The 20,826-nt window shown below is 68.4% G+C and carries 15 protein-coding genes; 12 read left to right on the top strand and 3 right to left on the bottom strand.

Features of this window, described 5'->3' with window-relative positions; translation table 11 throughout:
- Positions 1-75: 75 nt before the first annotated feature.
- The 5 genes from H9X80_RS01830 (at position 76) to H9X80_RS01810 (ending at position 4,423) form a co-directional block, all read left to right on the top strand.
- Positions 76-783, top strand: coding sequence for a response regulator transcription factor (locus H9X80_RS01830; protein ID WP_204792652.1), 708 nt, complete (start codon positions 76-78; stop codon positions 781-783).
- Positions 784-891: 108 nt separating this feature from the next.
- Complete coding sequence (locus H9X80_RS01825; protein ID WP_204792651.1) at positions 892-1,908, top strand: ABC transporter ATP-binding protein; 1,017 nt, start codon at positions 892-894, stop codon at positions 1,906-1,908.
- Between the two features lie 5 nt (positions 1,909-1,913).
- On the top strand, positions 1,914-2,699 hold the full coding sequence (locus H9X80_RS01820) for a hypothetical protein (protein WP_204792650.1): 786 nt from the start codon (positions 1,914-1,916) through the stop codon (positions 2,697-2,699).
- 82 nt (positions 2,700-2,781) lie between these two features.
- Complete coding sequence (locus H9X80_RS01815; RefSeq protein WP_204792649.1) at positions 2,782-3,516, top strand: hypothetical protein; 735 nt, start codon at positions 2,782-2,784, stop codon at positions 3,514-3,516.
- 1 nt (position 3,517) lies between these two features.
- Positions 3,518-4,423 (top strand): ATP-binding protein, encoded by a 906-nt coding sequence (locus H9X80_RS01810; RefSeq protein WP_204792648.1) that lies wholly within the window; start codon positions 3,518-3,520, stop codon positions 4,421-4,423.
- Positions 4,424-4,664: 241 nt separating this feature from the next.
- Here the strand turns inward: H9X80_RS01810 and H9X80_RS01805 are convergent, their stop codons facing one another.
- Positions 4,665-5,600: a 1-phosphofructokinase family hexose kinase gene (locus H9X80_RS01805; protein WP_204792647.1), complete on the bottom strand. Its 936-nt coding sequence runs from the start codon at positions 5,598-5,600 to the stop codon at positions 4,665-4,667.
- 297 nt (positions 5,601-5,897) lie between these two features.
- On the opposite strand from H9X80_RS01805, the gene H9X80_RS01800 reads away from it, so the two are divergent.
- From H9X80_RS01800 to H9X80_RS01775, 6 genes are all read left to right on the top strand, one after another.
- On the top strand, positions 5,898-7,244 hold the full coding sequence (locus H9X80_RS01800; RefSeq protein ID WP_204792646.1) for a lipase family protein: 1,347 nt from the start codon (positions 5,898-5,900) through the stop codon (positions 7,242-7,244).
- Between the two features lie 328 nt (positions 7,245-7,572).
- Positions 7,573-8,652 (top strand): phenylalanine--tRNA ligase subunit alpha, encoded by a 1,080-nt coding sequence (pheS, locus tag H9X80_RS01795; protein WP_275100668.1) that lies wholly within the window; start codon positions 7,573-7,575, stop codon positions 8,650-8,652.
- Between the two features lie 47 nt (positions 8,653-8,699).
- Positions 8,700-11,168: a phenylalanine--tRNA ligase subunit beta gene (gene pheT, locus H9X80_RS01790; protein ID WP_204792645.1), complete on the top strand. Its 2,469-nt coding sequence runs from the start codon at positions 8,700-8,702 to the stop codon at positions 11,166-11,168.
- A 117-nt stretch (positions 11,169-11,285) separates the two neighbouring features.
- Positions 11,286-12,014 carry a hypothetical protein gene (locus H9X80_RS01785; protein WP_204792644.1) on the top strand — a complete coding sequence of 243 codons (729 nt, stop codon included), beginning with the start codon at positions 11,286-11,288 and terminating at the stop codon, positions 12,012-12,014.
- 100 nt (positions 12,015-12,114) lie between these two features.
- Complete coding sequence (locus H9X80_RS01780) at positions 12,115-13,071, top strand: NAD(P)-dependent oxidoreductase (protein ID WP_204792643.1); 957 nt, start codon at positions 12,115-12,117, stop codon at positions 13,069-13,071.
- A 165-nt stretch (positions 13,072-13,236) separates the two neighbouring features.
- The gene (locus tag H9X80_RS01775) at positions 13,237-14,586 is read left to right on the top strand and encodes an alpha-amylase family glycosyl hydrolase (protein WP_204792642.1); all 1,350 of its coding nucleotides are present in this window, start codon (positions 13,237-13,239) and stop codon (positions 14,584-14,586) included.
- 515 nt (positions 14,587-15,101) lie between these two features.
- On the opposite strand, the gene pyk is transcribed toward H9X80_RS01775, so the two are convergent.
- Complete coding sequence (pyk, locus tag H9X80_RS01770; protein WP_204792641.1) at positions 15,102-16,550, bottom strand: pyruvate kinase; 1,449 nt, start codon at positions 16,548-16,550, stop codon at positions 15,102-15,104.
- Between the two features lie 51 nt (positions 16,551-16,601).
- Positions 16,602-17,606, bottom strand: a complete 1,005-nt coding sequence (locus H9X80_RS01765; protein WP_204792640.1) for a 2-hydroxyacid dehydrogenase — start codon at positions 17,604-17,606, stop codon at positions 16,602-16,604.
- 397 nt (positions 17,607-18,003) lie between these two features.
- Here H9X80_RS01765 and H9X80_RS01760 point away from each other — a divergent pair, with 397 nt between their 5' ends.
- Positions 18,004-20,685 (top strand): cation-translocating P-type ATPase, encoded by a 2,682-nt coding sequence (locus H9X80_RS01760; RefSeq protein ID WP_204792639.1) that lies wholly within the window; start codon positions 18,004-18,006, stop codon positions 20,683-20,685.
- The last annotated feature ends 141 nt before the right edge of the window (positions 20,686-20,826 follow it).

The following is a 20,826-nucleotide window of genomic DNA, read 5'->3' as shown; positions in this document are numbered from 1 at the left end:
CCCGCCCCATCCGGCACCCCCGCCACCGGCCGAACCGCGCGGCCCCGCCGACCCCGCGGCCCTTATACTGGGCCCATGAGCGCGCCCACCGACATCGACCGGCCCCGCGTCCTCGTGGTGGAGGACGACCCCGCGCTCTCCGAGGTGGTCTGCACCTTCCTCGGGGACGAGGGCTACGCATGCGCGCCGGCCTTCTCTGGCACCGAGGCCCTGCTTGCGGCGGAACGAGCTGCCGAGAAGAACGAGCCCTATGACCTGGTGATCCTTGACCTGATGCTGCCCGGCGTCCCTGGCGAGGAGCTTCTTGGGCGGCTGCGCGCGGAGGGCGTGGCGGCGCCGGTGATCGTGACCTCGGCCAAGGGGGCGCTCTCGGACCGCGTGGGGGTGCTCCGCCTGGGCGCGAGCGACTACCTGGTCAAGCCGTTCGACCTCGAGGAGCTGCTCGCGCGCGTCGAGGTCCAGCTGCGTGGGCGCGCCGGGTCGCGCGGCGCCACGCTGCGCTTTGGCCGCTGGGAGCTCGACCCCGCGGCGCGCACGTTTTCCGTGGACGGCCGCCCGCTGCGCCTCACGCGCACCGAGTTCGACATCCTGGCGGCCCTTATGCGCGACCCGCGTCGCGTCTTCACCAAGCAGGCGCTCTTCGAGCTGGTGCGCCACGAGGAGGCACTCACCGACGAGCGCACCATCTCCACCCACGTGAGTAACCTGCGCTCAAAGCTGCGCGAAACCGGCACGGACGGCTACATCCAGACCGTCTGGGGCATCGGCTTCAAGCTGGGATGAGACAAAGGGACTGTCCCTTCATCTCATCTTGTCGAAGTCTTGTAGCTTTCTGGAACCTTTCTCAAAGTGCCCCTCGTACGCTGGAGTCAGACGACGAGAGGAGGGGCCATGGGCAGCACGACCTATGCCATCGAGACCACGCGTCTCACCAAGACCTTCTTGCACGGGAGGGTGCGCGCCGTGAGCGACGTGAGCCTGCGCGTGCCCGCCGGTGCCGTCTACGGCCTGGTGGGCAAGAACGGCGCGGGCAAGTCCACGCTGCTCAAGCTCGTCTCCGGGCTCATGAGGGCGGACCACGGCGAGGTCAGCGTGCTCGGCCGGCGGCTCGCGCCCGGTGAGTCTGACCCCCGGCTCGGCGTGCTCGTGGAGGCGCCCGCGGTCTACGGCCGGCTCGACGCCTTCGAGAACCTCATGAACCGCGCGCTCGTGCTCGGCCTGCCCGACCCCAAGGGTGCGTGCCGGGAGGCGCTCGACCTCGTGGGCCTTGACGCGCGCACGGCCGGGGACGGGCGCCCCCGCGCGCTCTGGCCCCGCGGCTCCTACGTCGACGACCTCTCCCGCGGCCAGCGCCAGCGACTCGGCGTGGCCCTGGCCCTGCTCGGCAGCCCGCAGGTCCTGCTGCTTGACGAGCCGCTCAACGGCATCGACCCCACGGGCGCCGCGGCCCTGAGGGACCTGCTCGCCCGGCTCAACCGGGAGCGCGGCGTCACCGTGGTCATAAGCTCGCACGTGCTCGCGCACCTGGAGCGCATCTGCACGCACTACGGCGTCCTGCGCGAGGGCTCCCTCGCATGCGAGCTCACGGCCGACGAGCTCGCGGACGCCTGCGTCACCCACCTCACGCTGCGCGTGGACGCGCCGGAGTGCGCGGTGGCGGCGCTCGCCGAGGAGCTTCCCGGCCTCACGGTGCGTGTGCTGCCGGACGGGGCGCTGCGCGTGAGCGCGCCGGGCGGCGGCGAGCCGGACCGCACGGTGCTCTCCCAGGTTCTTCTCGCCGCAGGCATCGCCGTGACGGAGCTCTCCGTGAGCGCGCCGGACCTGGAGGCCGAGCTCGTGAGCCTCATCGACGGCTCTGGCGAGAAGGACGCGCGCCCTGTCGGCGCGTCCGGCGACGGGAGGGGGTGAGCACCATGAGGGGCCTTGCCAACCAGCTGAGGGCCGCGCTCTACCTGCTCTCCCGTGACGCGTACACGAAGGGGGCCCTGGTCATTCCCGCGCTCCTGACGGCCGGTGGGGTCCTCGTGACGCTCCTGACGCGCCTCTGGGTGCCTGCCGGGACGAGCGCGGACATGGTGGTCGTCGTCACCGGCGCCGCGCCGTCCCTCCCGGTGCTCGACGCGGGCGTCGTCTTTGGGACGGGGTTTGCGATGATGGGGCTCGTCTCGCACGAGCTCGCCGCGGACGGGCGCCGCGCCTCCCTGCTCGGTGCACGCGGCCGCGCCGGTTACGTGGCCTCGCGCGTGATCGCCTCCGGGCTCCTTGCCGTGGTGCTTGGCGTGTGGTCGCTGCTGCTGACGCTTGTTTCGGCGGCGCTCACGGGGCAGGGCACCGGCGCCCTCTCGCCGTCCGAGCTTGCCGGCGCCTTCGTCACGCGCGTGCTCGTGGGCTGGGCGTACGCCGTGCTCTGCGCGCTCCTTGCGCAGCCCGGGCGCAGCGTGGGGATGACGATGCTCGTGGTCTGGCTCGTTACGGGCGGCGTCCTCGGGTACCTGCTGCTGATGGCGATCGCGATAGTGGGCGTCCTCACGCAGCTCTTTGTGATATTCGGCCTTGCCACGAGCCTTGGCCCCTACCTGCTGCACGCCGCGCTTGGCTCCGCGACGTTCGAGGTCGGTCCCTGCGTGGCGCTTCCGCTTGCCTACCTGGCGCTGTTTGCGGCAGCGTGGTACTGCCGCCTCCGGCGCGCGGACGCCTAGCCCGCCCGTGCCGAGACGCGCCGACGCCACGCGCCCGCCCACCAAAACCCGCCCGCCCAGACACTCCCGAAAGGAGCCTCCCATGAGAAACCACCTTCGCTCCGGGTTCTACCTGCTTGCTCGCAACCCCTACGTCTGGGTCTCGGTCGCCCTCATCGTCGCCCGCTGGGCCTGGGGCTTGGTGCGGGTGGCCCAGGGCGAGCTGAGCTTCGGCCTGCAGGACTCGATCCTGCGCGACAAGCTCGTGCTCCTGGTCTACGCATTCTCCGCCGCGGGCATCGCCGCCTTCGACCAGCGCGGACGCGCCCTGCGCTGCGCGTGCGAGGACAGGGGCGGCCGGGCCCGCTACATGGCCTCGCGCTTCGTGCTGGTCGCGGTGCTTGCGCTGGGACTCGTGGCGCTCTCGACGGCGCTTGACCTCGTGGGCGGCGCGCTCGTGCCCGGCGCCTCGCGCATCGTGGCCTCGCCGCAGATGCACGAGCCCGCGCGCCTGCTCGCAGGGGTCCTGACGGTGCTGGTGGGATGCGAGTTCACGTTCTTTGTCGGCACGCTCGTCAAGAGTCCCAGCGCCCTGCTCACCACGGCCCTGTGCGTCCTCGTCTGCCTGGGTGCGATGCTCCTTGCGGTGCTCGTGCCCGGCGCCGCGGGCCTCCTTGACGTCGTCACGCCCACCGCGGGCCTGCTGACGGGCATCGTGTTCCAGCCGCTCGCGGCCCTCATGCCGCTCGACCCGGCGCGGGCTTACCTCGTCCCGATCGTGTGGCTTGCGGCGCTCTTCGCCCTCTCCCGCCTCCTGCTGGCGAGAAGGACGGTGTGACGTGACGGCGCTTCTCGCCCTTGCGCTCGTCTGCGCCCTCGGCGCGCTCGCGTGGCTCGTCGCCCGCGGGCGCGCCCGCACGCGCGACCTGGCCCACCTGACGGAGCTGCTTGACCGCGCGGACGTCGCCCCGGCGGCCCGCTCCCGCCTGGAGTCGGCAGACCCGGCTGTGCGCGCCCTCGCCCGCGCCGTCGACCGCCGCCTCGACACGGAGCGCGAGCACAACCTCGCGCACCATGCCGCCGACGAGCGCTTCCGCGAGCAGCTCGCCGCGCTCAGCCACGACCTCCGCACGCCGCTTGCCGGCGCCCAGGGCTACCTGCAGCTTGCCCGCCGCACGACCGACGCCGCGCGTGCGGGGCACTTCCTCGCGGGCGCGGAGGACCGGCTCGCCACCATGCGCGCGCTCGTGGACGACCTCTTTGCCTACGCCCGTGCGGCCGACCCGTCCTTCTCGCCTAAGCTTGTGGCCTGTGACCTGCAGCTTGTCGTGACCGACGCGCTTGCCGCGCGCTACGGGGAGTTTTCCGAGCGCGGCTGGGAGCCACAGGTGGAGCTGGCCGACGCCGCGCCGGTGCTCGCCGCGCCCGACGCGCTCGACCGCATGGTGGCAAACCTGCTGGACAACGCCCTCGCGCACGGGTCGGGGGCGCCGCGCGTGCGTGTTGAGGGCGGGACGTTGACGGTGACGAACCCCATGACGCCCGAGGCCGCGGACCGGCTTGACCCCGCGCGGCTCACCGACCGCTTCTACCAGGGCGACCCCTCCCGAGGCGGGCAGGGGACGGGGCTCGGGCTTGCCGTGGCGCGCTCGCTGGCGGAGGCGTGTGGCGGCCGGCTGGACGTGGGCGTCACGCGCACCCCGCCGTGCTTCTCGGCCCGCCTCGAGCTGCGCGCGACCCCGTGACGGCCGGGGTACGTCGCCGCAGCCTTCGGGTACGTACACCCCACTCTCGGGTGCGTACACCCCACTCTCGGGTACGTACACTGTTCTGTCTTTGATGTTCTTCTCGTCACCTCATCTAGCTGCGGAAACGTTAAGTCGTCTGGCGAGAAGAACCTGGGAAAGTGTACGTACCCTTGGAGCGGGTGTACGTACCCCAAGGGGGGCGCGCCCCGCCGCGGTGCGCACCGCCGCGCGCCGCGCGTTACGCCACGCGCTCCACGCTCGTCTGCGCGCGCAGCTCCTCGGCCACAGTCATGTCGAAGTGGCCGGTGCTCGCGGTGAGGCAGTTGGCGGAGGCGCAGCTCATCGCGTAGGCAAGCTGGTCCTCCACGTTCATGCCGCGCGCCATGGCCACCGCGAAGGCGCCCACCATCGTGTCGCCGGAGCCCACGGGGTTCACCACCTCGATCTTGGGCGCGCGCCCGCGGAAGACGCCCTCGTCGCAGGCCATGACCGAGCCGTCCCCGCCAAGGGACACCACGACCTTCTCTATGCCGCGGGTCTCGTGGACCTCGCGCGCGGCCGCCACGATCTCGTCGATCGACTCCGGCTTGCGGCCGAGGATCGCGCAGATCTCGTCGGTGTTGGGCTTGATCATCGAGGGGCGCGCCGGCAGGCTCTCCACCAGCAGCGTGCCCGAGGTGTCCAGGATCGCCGGCTTGCCCGCGGCGCGCACGATGCCCACGAGCTCGCGGTAGATGCCCTCGCCTGTGCCGGCCGGCACGCTGCCGTTGAAGGTCACCACGTCCGCGCGCGCCGCCACCTCGGCGATCTTCTCCCGCATGGCGGCCACGTCGCCCTCCGTCACGGGGCGGCCCGGCTCCAGGAACTCGGTGGAGACGCCGCCCGGGTCCAGCACGTTCACGCAGCAGCGCGTCTCGGCCGCCACGTGGACGAAGTCGTGCGCGATGCCGTCTGCGTCCAGCAGCTCGCAGAGGAGCCGGCCGTTGTTGCCGCCCACAAAGCCGGTGGCCACCACGTCCTCCCCGCAGGTGGCCACCGCGCGGGCGGCGTTCATGCCCTTGCCGCCGGCGTTGTCGATGCAGGTGGCGACGCGCATCACGGTGCCGTCGACGAGCGGGCAGGCAAGCTGGTAGGCCTTGTCGATCGAGGCGTTGAGCGTGACGGTGGCGATCATGGGAGGCTCCTTCGCGGTTGGGTGCGGTCGGTCTGGCGACGCTGGCTGAAATCTTACCTGCCGGCCCCGCCCGAGGTTCTTCTCGCCACCGAGCGGACTGGCTTTCGGTTGCTTGCGTTTTTCGGGCCGACGGGCCTGCCCTGCGTATGGCATGCGCCCGTCTGCCTAACGGTTTCGTCACCTTGCGGCCGCGCTCCCCGGGGCCGCTCGCGCGCCCAGTATCATGGTGTTGCGTCCCCGGCGCACCCGGCACGTCCCGGGTGCCTCAGGACGCAGACGGCGAGAAGGACGGTGACGATGCGGCACAGGCTTCCCAGAGGCAGAAGGCGCAGGCGCGGGGTTCTTCTGGCCCTGCTGGTGACCGCGGTGCTCGCCGGGAGCGCGACGCTTGCCGGGGCCGCCGTGCTGCACGTGCGCCGCTTGGACCGCGTCTCGGGCACGGGGGCGGTCGCCCCGCCCGCCGTCGACGCCCGGCACCGCGAGGGGCGCTTTTCCACGAAGATCGAGTACGGGGCGCTCTTCTCGGCTGAGGGGCACCAGGTCTCCTCGATGGTGACCTGGGACGACGCGTGGTTCTTCCAGGACGCCTTCTCCTACAACCACGAGCTCGCCCACACCTGCGCGGTGCTCTCCGCCGTGGCCAACGCCGAGAGCGCCTACTACCAGCAGGGCTCCACCTCGCCCGCCTACGCCGAGCACGCCTTTGCGGCGCTCGGCTTTGACGAGGTGTGCACCGCCTCCTACCGCTACCGCAGCGAGGTCCTCGACGAGGTGCTCTCGGTGGTGGACGGCACCGACGTGGTTGCCTACACGTTGGCCACCAAGCGCGTCACGGACCCGGCCACGGGGGCGCAGAAGCTGCTCACGGTGGTCGTGGTGCGCGGCAGCTACGGCTCGGAGTGGCTCTCCAACATCAAGATCGAGGGCGAGAGCGAGCTCGCGGGCTCTGGCGCCGGCTCCGGGGACGAGCAGGACCATCTTGGCTTCACGCTCGCCGCCAACGAGATCGTGGCGGACCTCGAGCGGCGCGCCGCGGAGGCGGGGTCGGGGCTCGAGCGGACCTACCTCTTCTGCGGGCACAGCCGGGGAGGCGCGGTGGCCAACCTGCTGGCGAGCTACGCCGACGACGTCTCGGACGGCAGCCGTGCCATAGCCACGGCCGCGGACGTGCGCGCCTACACCTTCGCGACGCCCAACTGCACCTCGGCCACCGGCGCGCGCTTGGCGCGCTACGGCAACGTCTTCAACGTGCTCAACCCGTCAGACCTCGTGCCGGAGCTGCCGCTCTCCAGCTGGGGGTATACGCGCTACGGTTGCGACGTGTGGCTGCCGGGGGCGGGGGAGGCCGCCTTCGAGGCGCGGGTGGCCGCGTGCACGGCCTCCTACCAGGCGTCGATGGGCGTCGCGTGCCCGGCCGATCCGGACGACCGCCAGACCGTGGCGCGCTTCGTGGACGCGCTCGGCGCGCGCGTGGGCAGCCTGGACGAGCTCGTCTCGCCGGGCGGGCTTCTGGAGCTGGTCGGGGCGCTCTCGAGCGCGGGCGTGGACCCGGCGCGCCTCCTTGCGAGCCACTACCCCAACACCTACATCGCCTGGCTCGACGCCACCGACGCAGGGGATTTGAGGTTCTCGACGTTCTCGTAGGACCCGCCGCAAGCCTGTGCTACCATGTCGCAACAGGCGATGACGGAGAGGTTCGGGCGTCGCGTTGCCAGCGGACAAGAGATGGGGGTCACCGGCTGAGAGCCCCCTCCAAGGCAGAGGCCCGGAGTTCACTCCACCAGCCGCAACCTGAACGGCGCGAGGTTCTTCTCGTCCCCAGTAGGGAAGCCGTCGGCCCCACGGAACGGGGCGCAAAGAGCGGGCGCGCGGGGGAGACAGCCCACGCGCCAACCGAGGTGGTACCGCGGAGACTTCCGTCCTTGGGCAGCAGAGGCCCGGGGACGGTTTTTGTTTTGGAAAGGGGAACCGCATGTCGATGTCCGACGACCTCAAGTCAATTGAGGCGCAGGTGGCCAAGGGCGTGGCCGCCGCCGAGAGCATGGAGGCCCTCGAGGCCCTGCGCGTGTCCGTGCTTGGCAAGAAGGGCCAGCTCACGGCCATCATGCGCTCGATGGGCAAGCTGAGCCCTGAGGAGCGCCCGGCCATGGGCAAGCTCGCCAACACCGTGCGCGCCAACGTGGAGGCCGCGCTCAAGGCCCGCAAGGAGACGCTCTCCGCTGAGCTCATGGAGCGCAAGATGGCCGCCGACGCCTGCGACGTCACGCTGCCGGGCCGCCGGCTCAGCCCGGGCACCCAGCACCTCATCAGCCAGATCCGCGAGGAGGTCGAGGACATCTTCTGCGGCCTGGGCTACACCGTCGAGGACGGCCCCTACGTGGAGACCACCTGGTACAACTTCACCGCGCTCAACGCGCCGGAGGACCACCCCAGCCGCTCGGCCAAGGACACCTTCTACGTGGTGGACAACGCGCCCGGCTCGCTGCCCCACGCCGCCGAGTCCCACGTCCAGGGCGAGTCGGACGTCCTGCTGCGCACCCAGACCTCGGGCGTGCAGGTGCACGTGATGGAGCGACAGAAGCCGCCCATCTACATGATCTGCCCGGGCACGGTCTTCCGCCCGGACACTGCCGACGCCAACCACCTGCCGCAGTTCACCCAGATCGAGGGCCTGGTGGTGGACGAGGGCATCACCTTCGGCGACTTCAAGGGCACCATGGACTACTTCCTGCGCCAGGTCTTCGGCAAGGACCGCGCCACGCGCTACCGCCCGCACTTCTTCCCGTTCACCGAGCCCTCCTGTGAGGTCGACGTCTCCTGCGGCGTCTGCGGCGGCAAGGGCTGCCGCTTCTGCAAGGGCACCGGCTGGCTCGAGATCCTGGGCGCCGGCATGGTCGACCCCAACGTCTTCGAGTACTGTGGCATCGACCCCGAGAAGTACACCGGCTTTGCCTTCGGCATGGGCATCGAGCGCATCGCGTGCCTGCGCTACGACCTGCCCGACCTGCGCATGCTCATGACCGGCGACATGCGCTTCCTCAGCCAGTTCTAGGGTCTGCCCGCAAGTCTTAGGTTTTCTCGCGCGCAAAGGAGAAGAACATGCGCATCTCATATGAGTGGCTCAAGTCCATGGTGGACGTGCCCGACGACCCGGCCGAGCTCGTCGAGCAGCTCACCCGCACCGGCACCGAGGTCGAGGCCGTGGAGAAGGTCGGCGCCAACCTCGAGCACGTGGTCACGGCGCAGGTGGTGAGCAAGGTGGCCCACCCCAACTCCGACCACATGTGGCTCTGCCAGGTGTCTGTGGGCGACAAGAACGTGGACGAGCAGGGCAACCCCGTGCCGCTGCAGATCGTCTGCGGCGCCCAGAACTTCAACGAGGGCGACCACATCGTCTGCGCCATGATCGGCGCGGAGCTGCCCGGCGGCGTCAAGATCAAGAAGAGCAAGCTGCGCGGCATCGAGTCCTGCGGCATGAACTGCTCCGAGCGCGAGCTCGGCCTGGGCTCGGACCACGACGGCATCATGATCCTGCCGCCGGACGTCCCGGTGGGCATGGACTTCACCGAGTACCTGGGTACCTCCGACACCGTGATCGACTGCGAGATCACGCCCAACCGCCCGGACTGCCTCTCCATGACCGGCTTTGCCACGGAGGTGTCCGCGATCCTCGACGAGGAGACGCACATCGAGCTGCCCCAGCTCACCTCCACGAGCGGCCCCGACGCCTCCGAGCTCGTCGACGTGACGATCGCCGACCCCGAGCTCTGCAGCCGCTACACCGCCCGCGTGGTGCGCGGCGTCAAGATTGGCCCGTCGCCCGAGTGGCTGGCGCGCCGCGTGGCCGCTGCCGGCGGGCGCTCGATCAACAACGTGGTGGACGTCACCAACTACGTGATGTACCTCACGGGCCTGCCGATGCACGCCTTTGACCTGGGCACGCTCTCCGAGCGCGACGGCCGCCGCCACATCGTGGTGCGCGCCGCGCACGAGGGCGAGAAGCTCGTGACGCTTGACGGCCAGGAGCGCGAGCTCACGCCCGACATGGCGGTCATCTCCGACGACGGCGGCGTGGCCGTGGGCCTCGCCGGCGTCATGGGCGGCCTCGACTCCGAGATCACCGAGAAGACCACCGACGTCCTTCTCGAGGTGGCGAACTTCTCGGCCGGCCACATCTCGCGCACGAGCCGCAACCTCGACCTCATGAGCGAGGCCTCCATCCGCTACGAGCGCCAGGTGGACGGCACCGCCTGCGACCAGGTCTCGCAGATCGCGGCGGCCCTCTTCGAGCAGTGCTGCGGCGCCGAGGTCTGCCCGGGCGTCGTGGACGTCTACCCCGGCGAGGCCGACGACGCGCCGACGGTGATCCAGCTGCGCACCGCCCGCGTCCGCTCGCTCGCCGGCGCCCCGATTACCAACTCCTTCATCGCCAGCCGCCTGGAGCGCCTGGGGTGCGAGGTCAGGCGCAACGACGTCGAGCACTACGAGGTGGTCGCGCCGAGCAACCGTCCCGACCTCACGCGCGAGGTCGACCTCATCGAGGAGGTCGTGCGCCTGTGGGGTGAGGGCGACATCGCGCCGACGATCCCGGCCGCCCGCAACCACACCGGCGGCCTCACGCCGGAGCAGCGGCGCGTCCGCAAGGTGGGCGCGACCCTGCGCGCCTGCGGCCTCTCCGAGACCTCCACGTACTGCTTCGCCGCCCCGGACGACCTCTCCCGCCTGGGCATCCCCGAGACCGGCCGCGGCGTGCCGGTGAGGCTGCTGCGCCCGCTCGTGGCCGAGCAGTCCGAGATGCGCCGCGACCTGCTGCCGGGGCTTCTGCGCTCGGTGGCCTACAACCTCGACCACGGCGTCCCCAACGTGGCGCTCTACGAGGTCGGGCGCGTGTTCTTTGGCCACGAGAACAAGAGCCTTCCCGATGAGCCGAGCTACGCCTGCGGCGTGATGTGCGGCAAGCGGGCCGAGGACGCCTGGAACCAGCGCTTTGCCGACTACGACTTCTTTGACGCCAAGGGCGTGGTCGAGGAGCTTCTCGACGCCCTGCGCATCACCAAGGTCCGCTTCAAGGTGGCCGACCCCGAGCAGTACCCGTGGCTGCAGCCCGGCCGCGCCGCCGAGGTCGTGGCCGGCGGCGGTCAGCTCGTGGGCTGGGTGGGCAACGTCCACCCGCGCGGCCTGCGCGCGATGGGCGTGGACGCGCCGGTGGTGGCCTTCGAGCTCTCCCTGGCCGTGCTGCTGCGCCTGGCGCAGGACGAGCTGCCCTACCGCGACGTGCCGACGCTGCCCGGCGTGGACGTGGACCTGGCCATCGTGGTCGACGAGTCGGTGACGTGCGAGCAGCTCATGCAGCGCATCACCTCCGCGGGCGGCAAGCTGCTCTCCGACGTCCGCCTCTTCGACGTCTACCGTGACCCCGTGCGCGTGGGCGAGGGCAAGAAGTCCATGGCCTTCTCGCTGACCTACCGCGCGGCCGACCGCACCCTCACCTCCGAGGAGGTCGAGAAGGCGCACGCCAAGCTCGTGGCCAAGGTCTGCAAGTCCACCGGCGGCGAGGTTCGCTCCTAGCCAGAGGGGACGGCGGCAGCCAGGGACGGAGACGTCCAAGGGGAGAGACCCGTTTTGACTCATTTCGGCCCGGGGGCGCAGGCGCGTCCCCGGGCCGTGTCGTGCTAGCATATCCCCATGCCGAGCTGGAACATACATACCGCGCACGTCGAGCGGCTCCTTCGCGAGGAGGGGGCCGATGCCCTGGGCATCACCGACGTCAACGCGTTTCTGATGGGCAACTTCGTGCCGGACATCTATGTGGGCTACATGGTGCCGGACGCCACCTACCGCATCGACTACAAGCTCACCCACCTGGCCCTGCGCGAGCACATCCCCCTGCCGCGCGCCGACGAGTTCTGGGACTTCTACGTGACGGGCGGCCCGCAGCCCCCGAGCGACCTCACGCTCGGCGCGTGGGCGCACCTGGTGGCCGACCATGTCTACAACAAGCACACCCGCGCCTACCTGGAGCGCATTGGCATGCAGCCGGGCGAGGAGGCGCGCATCGGCAAGCAGTCGGACTTCGCGCTCTTCGGCCGGACGCTGGACATCTCGCTGGTGCCGCACGTCGACGAGGCCCTTCTCGCCCAGTGCGCGGGCTTCCCCCAGTACTCTATTGCCGAGAAGGACGTTCGTTCCGCGGTGGACGTCGCCTGCGGCATCGTGGAGCGCAACCGCACCGAGCACGTGACGGGCAAGCCAGACTATCAGCTGCTCACGGCCGAGTTCTTTGAGATGGCTCGCGCCGAGGCGCACGAGATCATCGTCTCCGGGCTCAGAGGGCGGCTGGGCGGTAGACAGGCATGCCTTGGGCGCTCTCCATCTCCGGGCAGCCTGGCTGGCCATCGGCGGGCCCGTGCCTAGGCTCTTGTCATCAGGTAACCGCGTCCCTCTTGTCCGAAGGGCGTAGGACGACGAGGGAATATCATGAAGACCGTCCAGAAGATGGGAGAGAGGAGACTGGATGAGAGCCGTTGCCTTTGACGTACGTCCCGACGAGCAGGACGAGTTTGCGCGGCAAGCGGAGCGCACGGACGTGGACGAGCTGGTCTGCCGCGCCGAGCCGCTCACCGCGGAGAACGCCTCGGAGGTCGACGGCTTTGACGCGGCCCTCGTCATCGGGATGGTCACCTATGACGAGGCCCTGCTCTCCGTTCTGGCCGCGCACGGGCTCCGCGTGCTGGTCACGCGCACCATCGGGATGGACCACATCGACCTGGACGCCGCCCGGCGCCTGGGCATCTCCGTCTCCAACTCCAGCTACGCCCCTGACAGCGTGGCCGACTTCACGCTGATGCTCATGCTCGTGGCGCTGCGCAAGTACAAGCAGATGGTCTACAGGCAAAACGTCAACGACTTCTCCCTGCCGGGACTCATGGGCCGCACGCTGGGGTCGCTCACGGTGGGCATCGTGGGGACGGGGGCGATTGGGTCGGCCGTGGCGCGGCGCCTTGCGGGCTTTGGCTCCACGATCCTTGCGTATGGCCACCACGAGTCCGATGCGGTGCGCTCGGTGGGGACCTACGTGCCGCTCGAGGAGCTGTACCGCCGCTCCGACGTGATCACCTACCACGTGCCGTCCACGCCCGAGAACGAGAACATGGTCTGCGACGAGACGCTCGCCCAGATGCGCGACGGAGTGGTGCTGGTTAACACGGCCCGCGCGAGCCTCATGGACGTCAACACGCTGATCTCCGGCATCGAGTGCGGAAAGATCGGTGCGCTGGCCATGGACGTCTTTGCCGGCGAGGACGGCATCTACCACAAGGCGCACGGCGTGGACATCATCGCCAACCGTGACATGGCCTACCTGCGGCAGTTCCCCAACACGGTGCTCACGCAGCACGTGGCGTTCTACACTCAGGAGGCCGTCAACGAGATGGTGAGCCACGCGGTCGACGCGGCGGTGCGCCTGGCGTAGCGGGGGGCTGCCTTGGGCACGGCTCTTCACGACGCCAGCCTCAGCCCGGGTGGCCCTCACCCGCAGCGCCCGACCTCCCGCCGACCGCTCGCGCGCAAGCGGAACGGGCGAGCGGCGCGCAGCTAGAATGGGAGGGTCGCAGACGCGCCGAGGAGAGGAGCCCCCATGAGCTGGTACGAGCCGTCCTTTGTCTATCAGGTGTACCCGCTGGGCCTGACCGGTGCCCCGCACGAGAACGACGGCGTGCTCGAGCATCGCATCCTCAAGCTCGTCGACGACGGCTGGATCGACCATGCCGCCAGGCTCGGAGCCACGTGCCTGCTGCTCAACCCGGTCTTCGAGTCCGACGCCCACGGCTACGACACGCGCGACTACACGCGCGTGGACTGTCGCCTCGGCACCAACGAGGACCTGCGCACGGTGGTGGACGCGGCGCATGCGGCGGGCATGAAGGTGCTGCTCGACGGCGTGTTCAACCACGTGGGCCGCGGCTTCTGGGCGCTGGCCGACGTGCGCGAGAAGCGCCAGGCGAGCCCCTACGCCGGCTGGTTCGAGATCGACTGGAACGGCAACAACCAGTACGACGACGGCTTCTCCTACACCTGCTGGGAGGGCGTGCCCTACCTGGTGAAGCTCAACCACTGGAGCGAGGACCTCAACAACTACCTGGCCGACGTCATTCGCGGCTGGGTGCGCGAGTTTGACGTGGACGGCCTGCGACTTGACGTCGCCTACTGCCTTGACCAGGGGTTCCTTCGTTTCCTGCGCAATGTTGCCAACCAGATCGGTGCCGAGCGCGGCGAGAAGTTCCTGCTGCTGGGCGAGACCATGTTCGGCGACTACAACCAGTGGATGGGCGACGACCTCTGCGACTCCGTGACCAACTACGAGGCCTACAAGGGCCTGTGGTCCTCGATGAACTCCGCCAACATGCACGAGATCGCTTACGCGTTGGAGCGTCAGAGCGGCAGCCAGCCCTGGGACCTCTACACCGGTCGTCACCTGCTCGACTTTGTGGACAACCACGACGTGCCGCGCATCGCCACCAAGCTCGACGACGACCGTCAGCTGCGACCGCTCTATGGCCTGCTCTTTGCGATGGCCGGCGTCCCCAGCGTCTACTACGGCTCCGAGTGGGGCATCGAGGGCGAGCAGAACTTCGGGGACTACGAGATCCGTCCCGCGCTCGACGCGCCGGAGTGGAACGACCTCACCGACTGGATCGCCGCGCTCGCCCGCGCCCGCGTCGCCAGCCCGGCCATCGTCTGGGGCGACTACGAGCAGCTTCAGTGCCAGCCGCTCCAGCTGGTGTTCCAGCGCAGCTATGGCGGCGGGGAGCACGGGGATGCCCAGCGCGTGATCGTGGCGATCAACGCGGGCGCCGAGACGACCGTGGCGCACTTCGACGCTCGGTGCGGCCGCGCGGTGGACCTCATCACCGGCGAGGAGCACGACTTTGGCGGCGGCTCCGAGCTTGCGCCCTTCTCGACCCACTACTGGCTCTGCGAGCGATGATACGAAAGGACAGTCCCTTCGTATCATTTGCGATGACCTTCTCGCCAGATGACGAGCTAGGCAGCTGTGCTTAGACTTTGCCGGCTGTTGCAGTCTCGTTGTCGTTTGATGCTTTGAAAGCGGAGGTTGTTGCAGACTGGGCCCGGGAGACCGCTTAGAGAACGTCGGCTGTTGCGCATGTCCAAGCGCAACAGCCGACGTTCTCTAAGCATTTCTCATGATAGAAAGACATTGTCGCAGCTCAGCAACGGCGCGCGTGAACGCATCTGCGTAACAGTCCACGTTTTCAAAGCGTCAAACGCTCACAGAGGCGCAACAGCCTCCCATTTCAAAGCACCCGCCTCCGAAGAGCTGCGCTGATCGTCCATTTGCAAGCATATCGCGCCACGTGCTACGCACCGCGGTTGCGTGCCGTCCGCCTGTCGGTCGTCCCAGCACGTTCCCGACGCCCAAAAGAGCCCCCGGTGCCGCATGGGCACCGGGGGCCAGGCAGATTGACGAGACTAGCGCAAAGCCTACTGGACCTGGGCCACCATGGCCATGTTGGTGGAGGTGGTGTAGTCGCCGAGGCGCGGAGAGGTCTGCGGGTCGCCGGCGGTGATGACCACGATGTCACCGGTGTCCGCGAGGTTGTTCTCCTTGGCGGTGGTCAGCGCGTTGTAGAGCGTCGCGGAGAGCGAGCCCTGCTCGACGGTGCGGTACGCGTAGACGCCCCAGTAGAAGCAGGTGCGACGGATGGTCTCCTCGCTCGGGGACATCGCGAACAGCGGCATCTTCGGGCGGAAGGTGGAGATCAGGCGCGCGGAGCGGCCGGAGTGGGTCGGCGCGAGAATGCACTTGGCGTTCACGCGGTCGGCCATCTCGAGCGCGGCGAAGCCGGTGGCGCCGTTGACGTTGCGGACGCCGCCGCGGTCGTGGTACTCCTTGCGCTCGGGCAGGTACTTCTCGGTCTCCTTGCAGATCTCGGACATGGTCTTCACGGCCTCGATCGGGTACTTGCCGGCAGCGGTCTCACCGGAGAGCATCACGCAGTCGGTGCCGTCGTAGATGGCGTTGGCGACGTCGGTGATCTCGGCACGCGTCGGGCGCGGGTTGCGCTGCATGGAGTCGAGCATCTGGGTGGCCGTGATGACCGGCTTGTAGTGCGCGTTGCACTTCTTGATGATGGTCTTCTGGATGTGCGGGACCTCGGCGGCCGGCACCTCCACGCCCAGGTCGCCACGGGCGACCATGATGCCGTCGGCGGCATGGAGGATCTCGTCGAAGTTCTTGACGCCCAGGGCGCTCTCGATCTTCGGGAAGATCTGCACGTTGGGCGCGCCCATCTCGACGCAGATCTTGCGGATCTCGTTGACGGCCTCGCCGTCGCGGATGAAGGAGGCGGCGATGGCGTCGATGCCCAGCTCGCAGCCAAACATGATGTCGGCGCGGTCCTGGGCGGTGACGGAGGGCAGGCCGATGTTCACGTTGGGGACGTTGACGCCCTTGTGCTCGCCGAGCTCGCCGCCGTTGGTGATCGTGCAGTAGATGTCGGTGCCGTCGACGTGGTCGACCTCAAGGCCGATCAGGCCGTCGTCAATCAGGATGACGGAGCCCTTCTCCACCTCGCTCGGGAGGTTCTTGTAGTCGAGCGAGAAGCGCTCGGGGGTGCCGATGACGTCGTCGTCGGTGGTGACAACGCAGGTCTTGCCCGTCTCCAGCATGACCTTCTGGCCGTCCTTGAGAAGGCCGGTGCGCACCTCGGGGCCCTTGGTGTCAAGCAGGATGGCCACGGGGATGGAGAGCTCCTCGGACAGGGCGCGGACGCGCTCGATGTTCTTGCGGTGGTACTCGTGGCTGCCGTGCGAGAAGTTGAAGCGCGCGACGTTCATGCCGTGAAGGATGAGCTGACGCAGCACCTCCTCGTCCTCGGTGGCGGGACCCATCGTGCAGACGATCTTGGTCTTCTTCTTAGTGAATGCCATCAATACCCTTTCCTCGAATGGCGATGGTCAGCGGCGACGCTAGGTCCTGTCCTAGCAGACGACGCTGCGGTCGACGAAGTCGGTGCCGTTGGCGTAGGCCTGCGCGTTGTCAAGGGTGACGCGGGCGATCTGGCCGAGGGCCTCGTGGGTGAAGAACGCCTGGTGGCTCGTCATGACGACGTTCGGGAACGAGCACAGGCGAGCGGTGACGGAGTCGATGACCTGGCCGGCGCGGTTCTGGTAGACGTTCGGGCCCTCCTCGTCGTAGACGTCGAGGCCGGCGGCGCCGATCTTGCCGGAGAGGATGCCGCGGATGAGCGCCTGGGTGTCAACGAGGCCGCCGCGGCCGGTGTTCACGAAGATCACGCCGTCCTTCATCTTGGCGATGGTCTCGTCGTTGATCATGTGGCGGCTCTCCTCGTTGAGGAAGGCGTGCAGCGAGATCAGGTCGGAGCGACGGTAGAGCTCGTCGTAGTCGACGTACTCGTCAATGACGTGCTCCTCGTCGACGAGCTTCTGGTTGGGGTAGAGGTCGGTGCCGAGGACCGTCATGCCGAAGCCCTTGCAGATGCGGCAGAGCGCGGCGCCGATGCGGCCGGTGCCGATGATGCCGGCGGTCTTGCCGTGCAGGGTCTCGCCGACCAGACCGTCAAGGGAGAAGTCGTTCTCGCGGACGCGGATGTAGCCCTTGCAGATGCGGCGGTTGGCGGCAAGCGCGAGGCCCATGGCGTGCTCGGCGATGGCCTCGGGCGAGTAGGCGGGGACGCGGGTGACCTTCATGCCGAGGTCCTTGGCCACGGCGACGTTCACGGCGTCGAAGCCGGCGCAGCGCATGAGGACGAGCTTCACGCCGAAGCCGGCCAGGATCTCGAGCGTCATGGCGCCGGCGTCGGCGTTGACGAAGGCGCAGACGGCGTCATAGCCGCGCGCGAGGGCGGCGGTCATGGGCGTGAGGTTGGTCTCGGTGAAGTCGATCTTGATGTCTGGGTAGTCGACGAGCTCCTTAGAGAACGAGGCCTTGTCATAGCTGGCGGTTCCGTAAAAAAGGATCTTCATGGAATGCGTCCTTTCCGTGTGCGCATATGCGCTCGAACAACCCTACAGGCCACAAGTTTAGCGCAGGCAAGAGAAAGGTAATGCCTCCGTTTGCCGATTATCGCTTGCTTTTTTCAGCGATTTGATAAAGACGCTCAAAAAACGGCGAGAAGAACCTCCCCCTGAGGCCCCGTGACGAGCCCTCTCGTTCTTCTCGCCGTGCCGTCGGCTTGGTCCGGGCGGGCCCGCGCCCGTCGTGTCGCTTGTCTGCGGCTCGTGGTGAGAAGGGGCATATCGGGTATGATTTGTCTGTTCTGTCAAAGGCCCGGCATGGCAGCCTTGGCGAGCCCTTGCCCCTCCTGGGGAATTATGATCGGGCGTCAACCTGCCGGGCTCAGAAGACCCAGGAGGGAAGAACTTGAAAGAGTACCTAGCGTCCAAGCAGGACGTGCTCGACGAGCTCTCGTCGAGCGAGGAGAGCGGCCTCACCTCTGCCGAGGCGTCCGCGCGCCTCTCTCAGTACGGGCTCAACGAGCTTGACAAGGAGGAGAAGACCCCGCTCTGGAAGCGCTTCTTCGAGCAGATGGCCGACCCGATGGTCATCATGCTCATCGTGGCGGCCGTCGTGTCCGCGGTGACCGGCATGATCCAGGGCGAGCCCGAGTGGGCGGACGTCGTCATCATCATGGCGGTCGTCATCATCAACTCGGTCCTCGGCGTCGTGCAGGAGGCCAAGTCCGAGCAGGCGCTCGAGGCACTGCAGCAGATGAGCGCCGCGCAGTCCAAGGTCATCCGTGACGGCAAGCTGGAGCACCTGCCGTCCGCCGAGCTCGTCCCCGGCGACATCGTCCTTCTCGAGGCCGGGGACTCCGTGCCCGCGGACTGCCGCATCCTGGAGAGCGCGTCCATGAAGATCGAGGAGGCGGCCCTCACCGGCGAGTCCGTGCCCGTGGAGAAGCACGTGGAGCCCATCGCGCTCGCCGCCGGCACCGATGACGTGCCCCTGGGCGACCGCAAGAACATGTGCTACATGGGCTCCACCGTGGTCTACGGCCGCGGCCGCGCCGTGGTGGCCGCCACCGGCATGAAGACCGAGATGGGCAAGATCGCCGGCGCCCTTACCGCCGCCAAGAAGGAGCTCACGCCGCTCCAGATGAAGCTCAACGAGCTTTCCGGCATCCTCACCAAGCTGGTGCTCGCCATCTGCGTGATCATCTTCGCGGTGGACATCGTGCGCCACTTCGGCGAGCTGGGCTCCCACCCCGAGATGATTCTCGACACCTTCATGGTGGCCGTGTCGCTTGCCGTCGCCGCCATTCCCGAGGGCCTCGTGGCCGTGGTCACGATCGTGCTCTCCATGGGCGTGACCAAGATGGCGCGTCGCCAGGCCATCATCCGCAAGATGACGGCGGTCGAGACGCTCGGCTGCACGCAAGTCATCTGCTCGGACAAGACCGGCACGCTCACCCAGAACAAGATGACCGTTGTGAAGCACGTGGCCGCCGCCCCCGAGGAGAAGCTGCTCGCGGGGATGGCCCTGTGCTCCGACGCCAAGTGGGACGCCGAGAAGGGCGCCTCCGAGGGCGAGCCTACCGAGGCCGCGCTGGTCAACGACGCCGCTCAGGCGGGTATGACCGGACTCGACGTGGAGCACCCGCGTGTGGGCGAGGCGCCGTTCGACTCGAGCCGCAAGATGATGTCCGTGGTGGTCGAGGAGGCCGACGGCACCTACGAGCAGTACACCAAGGGTGCACCTGACGTGGTGGTGGGCCTGTGCACGCACGTCTACGAGGACGGCAAGGTCGTTCCGATGACCGAGGCGCGCCGTGCGGAGATCCTCGCGAGCAACAAGTCCATGGCCGACGAGGCCCTGCGCGTGCTTGCCCTGGCCAGTCGCACCTACACGGCGGTACCCGACGACTGCAGCCCCGAGGCGCTCGAGCACGACCTCACCTTCTGCGGTCTCTCCGGCATGATCGACCCGGAGCGTCCGGAGGTGGCCGCCGCCATCAAGGAGGCGCAGGGCGCCGGCGTGCGCACCGTCATGATCACGGGCGACCACATCGACACCGCCTTCGCCATCGCCAAGAACCTCGGCATCGCGACCGACCGCAGCCAGGCTATCACCGGCGCCGAGCTCGACAAGATGTCCGATGAGGAGCTTGACCGCAGCATCGAGAAGTACTGCGTCTACGCGCGCGTCCAGCCCGAGCACAAGACGCGCATCGTCGAGGCGTGGAAGTCCAAGGACAAGATCGTCGCCATGACCGGCGACGGCGTGAACGACGCGCCCTCCATCAAGCGTGCCGACATTGGCATCGGCATGGGCATCACCGGCACCGACGTCACCAAGAACGTCGCCGACATGGTCCTCGCTGACGACAACTTCGCCACCATCATCAGCGCGGTGGAGGAGGGTCGCAGGATCTACGACAACATCCGCAAGGTCATCCAGTTCCTGCTCTCCGCCAACATCGCCGAGGTGCTCTCGGTCTTCGTGGCCACGCTCGTAGGCTTCACGATCTTCCAGCCGGTGCAGCTGCTCTGGATTAACCTCATTACGGACTGCTTCCCGGCGCTGGCACTCGGCATGGAGGACGCCGAGGGCAACGTCATGAAGCGCAAGCCGCGCAACGCCACCGACGGCGTGTTCGCCGGCGGCATGGGCTTTGACATCACGTTCCAGGGCGTGATCATCACCGTGCTCGTGCTCGCCTCGTTCTTCGCGGGCATGGCCTTCCACAACAACGGCGTCATCGACCTCGCCGCGCTGGTCGACGGCCACCCCGACCCTGAGGGCGTCACGATGGCCTTCATCACGCTCTCCATGGTGGAGATTTTCCACTCGTTCAACATGCGCAGCCGCCGCGCGTCGCTCTTCTCCATGAAGAAGCAGAACAAGTGGCTCTGGGGTGCCGCCATCCTGGCCGCCGTGCTCACGGTGATTCCCGTCGAGGTCGACTTCCTCGCCAACGTCTTCGGCTTCATGACGCTCAACCCCGAGGCGCTGGTCACGGCCCTTGTCCTGGCGTTCCTCATTATCCCGATTATGGAGGTCTACAAGGCCATCATGCGCGCCGTGGAGAAGAACAGGGACTAGCTCCAATAGCCCCAACAAGTGAGAGTCTGGCCGGGCCCCGTGCGGACGCGTTCCGTGCGGGGCCCTCGCATGATGCGAAGGGACGGTCCCTTCGTATCGTCGCCGCCGCTCGGCTATACTGGCGGAGTCCAAAAGTCGCAA

Origin of the sequence: Olsenella profusa (assembly GCF_016900315.1) — a bacterium.
Lineage (GTDB): Bacteria > Actinomycetota > Coriobacteriia > Coriobacteriales > Atopobiaceae > Thermophilibacter > Thermophilibacter profusus_A.
This window is presented reverse-complemented; position numbering and strand designations above follow the sequence as displayed.

Bases quoted from the DNA above. Each gene is read 5' to 3' on its own strand.
- H9X80_RS01815 (WP_204792649.1), top strand. From the start codon at position 2,782: ATGAGAAACCACCTTCGCTCCGGGTTCTACCTGCTTGCTCGCAACCCC.
- H9X80_RS01830 (WP_204792652.1), top strand. From the start codon at position 76: ATGAGCGCGCCCACCGACATCGACCGGCCCCGCGTCCTCGTGGTGGAG.
- H9X80_RS01775 (WP_204792642.1), top strand. From the start codon at position 13,237: ATGAGCTGGTACGAGCCGTCCTTTGTCTATCAGGTGTACCCGCTGGGC.
- pyk (WP_204792641.1), bottom strand. From the start codon at position 16,550: ATGGCATTCACTAAGAAGAAGACCAAGATCGTCTGCACGATGGGTCCC.
- H9X80_RS01785 (WP_204792644.1), top strand. From the start codon at position 11,286: ATGCCGAGCTGGAACATACATACCGCGCACGTCGAGCGGCTCCTTCGC.
- pheT (WP_204792645.1), top strand. From the start codon at position 8,700: ATGCGCATCTCATATGAGTGGCTCAAGTCCATGGTGGACGTGCCCGAC.
- H9X80_RS01825 (WP_204792651.1), top strand. From the start codon at position 892: ATGGGCAGCACGACCTATGCCATCGAGACCACGCGTCTCACCAAGACC.
- H9X80_RS01820 (WP_204792650.1), top strand. From the start codon at position 1,914: ATGAGGGGCCTTGCCAACCAGCTGAGGGCCGCGCTCTACCTGCTCTCC.
- H9X80_RS01780 (WP_204792643.1), top strand. From the start codon at position 12,115: ATGAGAGCCGTTGCCTTTGACGTACGTCCCGACGAGCAGGACGAGTTT.
- H9X80_RS01765 (WP_204792640.1), bottom strand. From the start codon at position 17,606: ATGAAGATCCTTTTTTACGGAACCGCCAGCTATGACAAGGCCTCGTTC.
- H9X80_RS01800 (WP_204792646.1), top strand. From the start codon at position 5,898: ATGCGGCACAGGCTTCCCAGAGGCAGAAGGCGCAGGCGCGGGGTTCTT.
- H9X80_RS01805 (WP_204792647.1), bottom strand. From the start codon at position 5,600: ATGATCGCCACCGTCACGCTCAACGCCTCGATCGACAAGGCCTACCAG.
- pheS (WP_275100668.1), top strand. From the start codon at position 7,573: ATGTCGATGTCCGACGACCTCAAGTCAATTGAGGCGCAGGTGGCCAAG.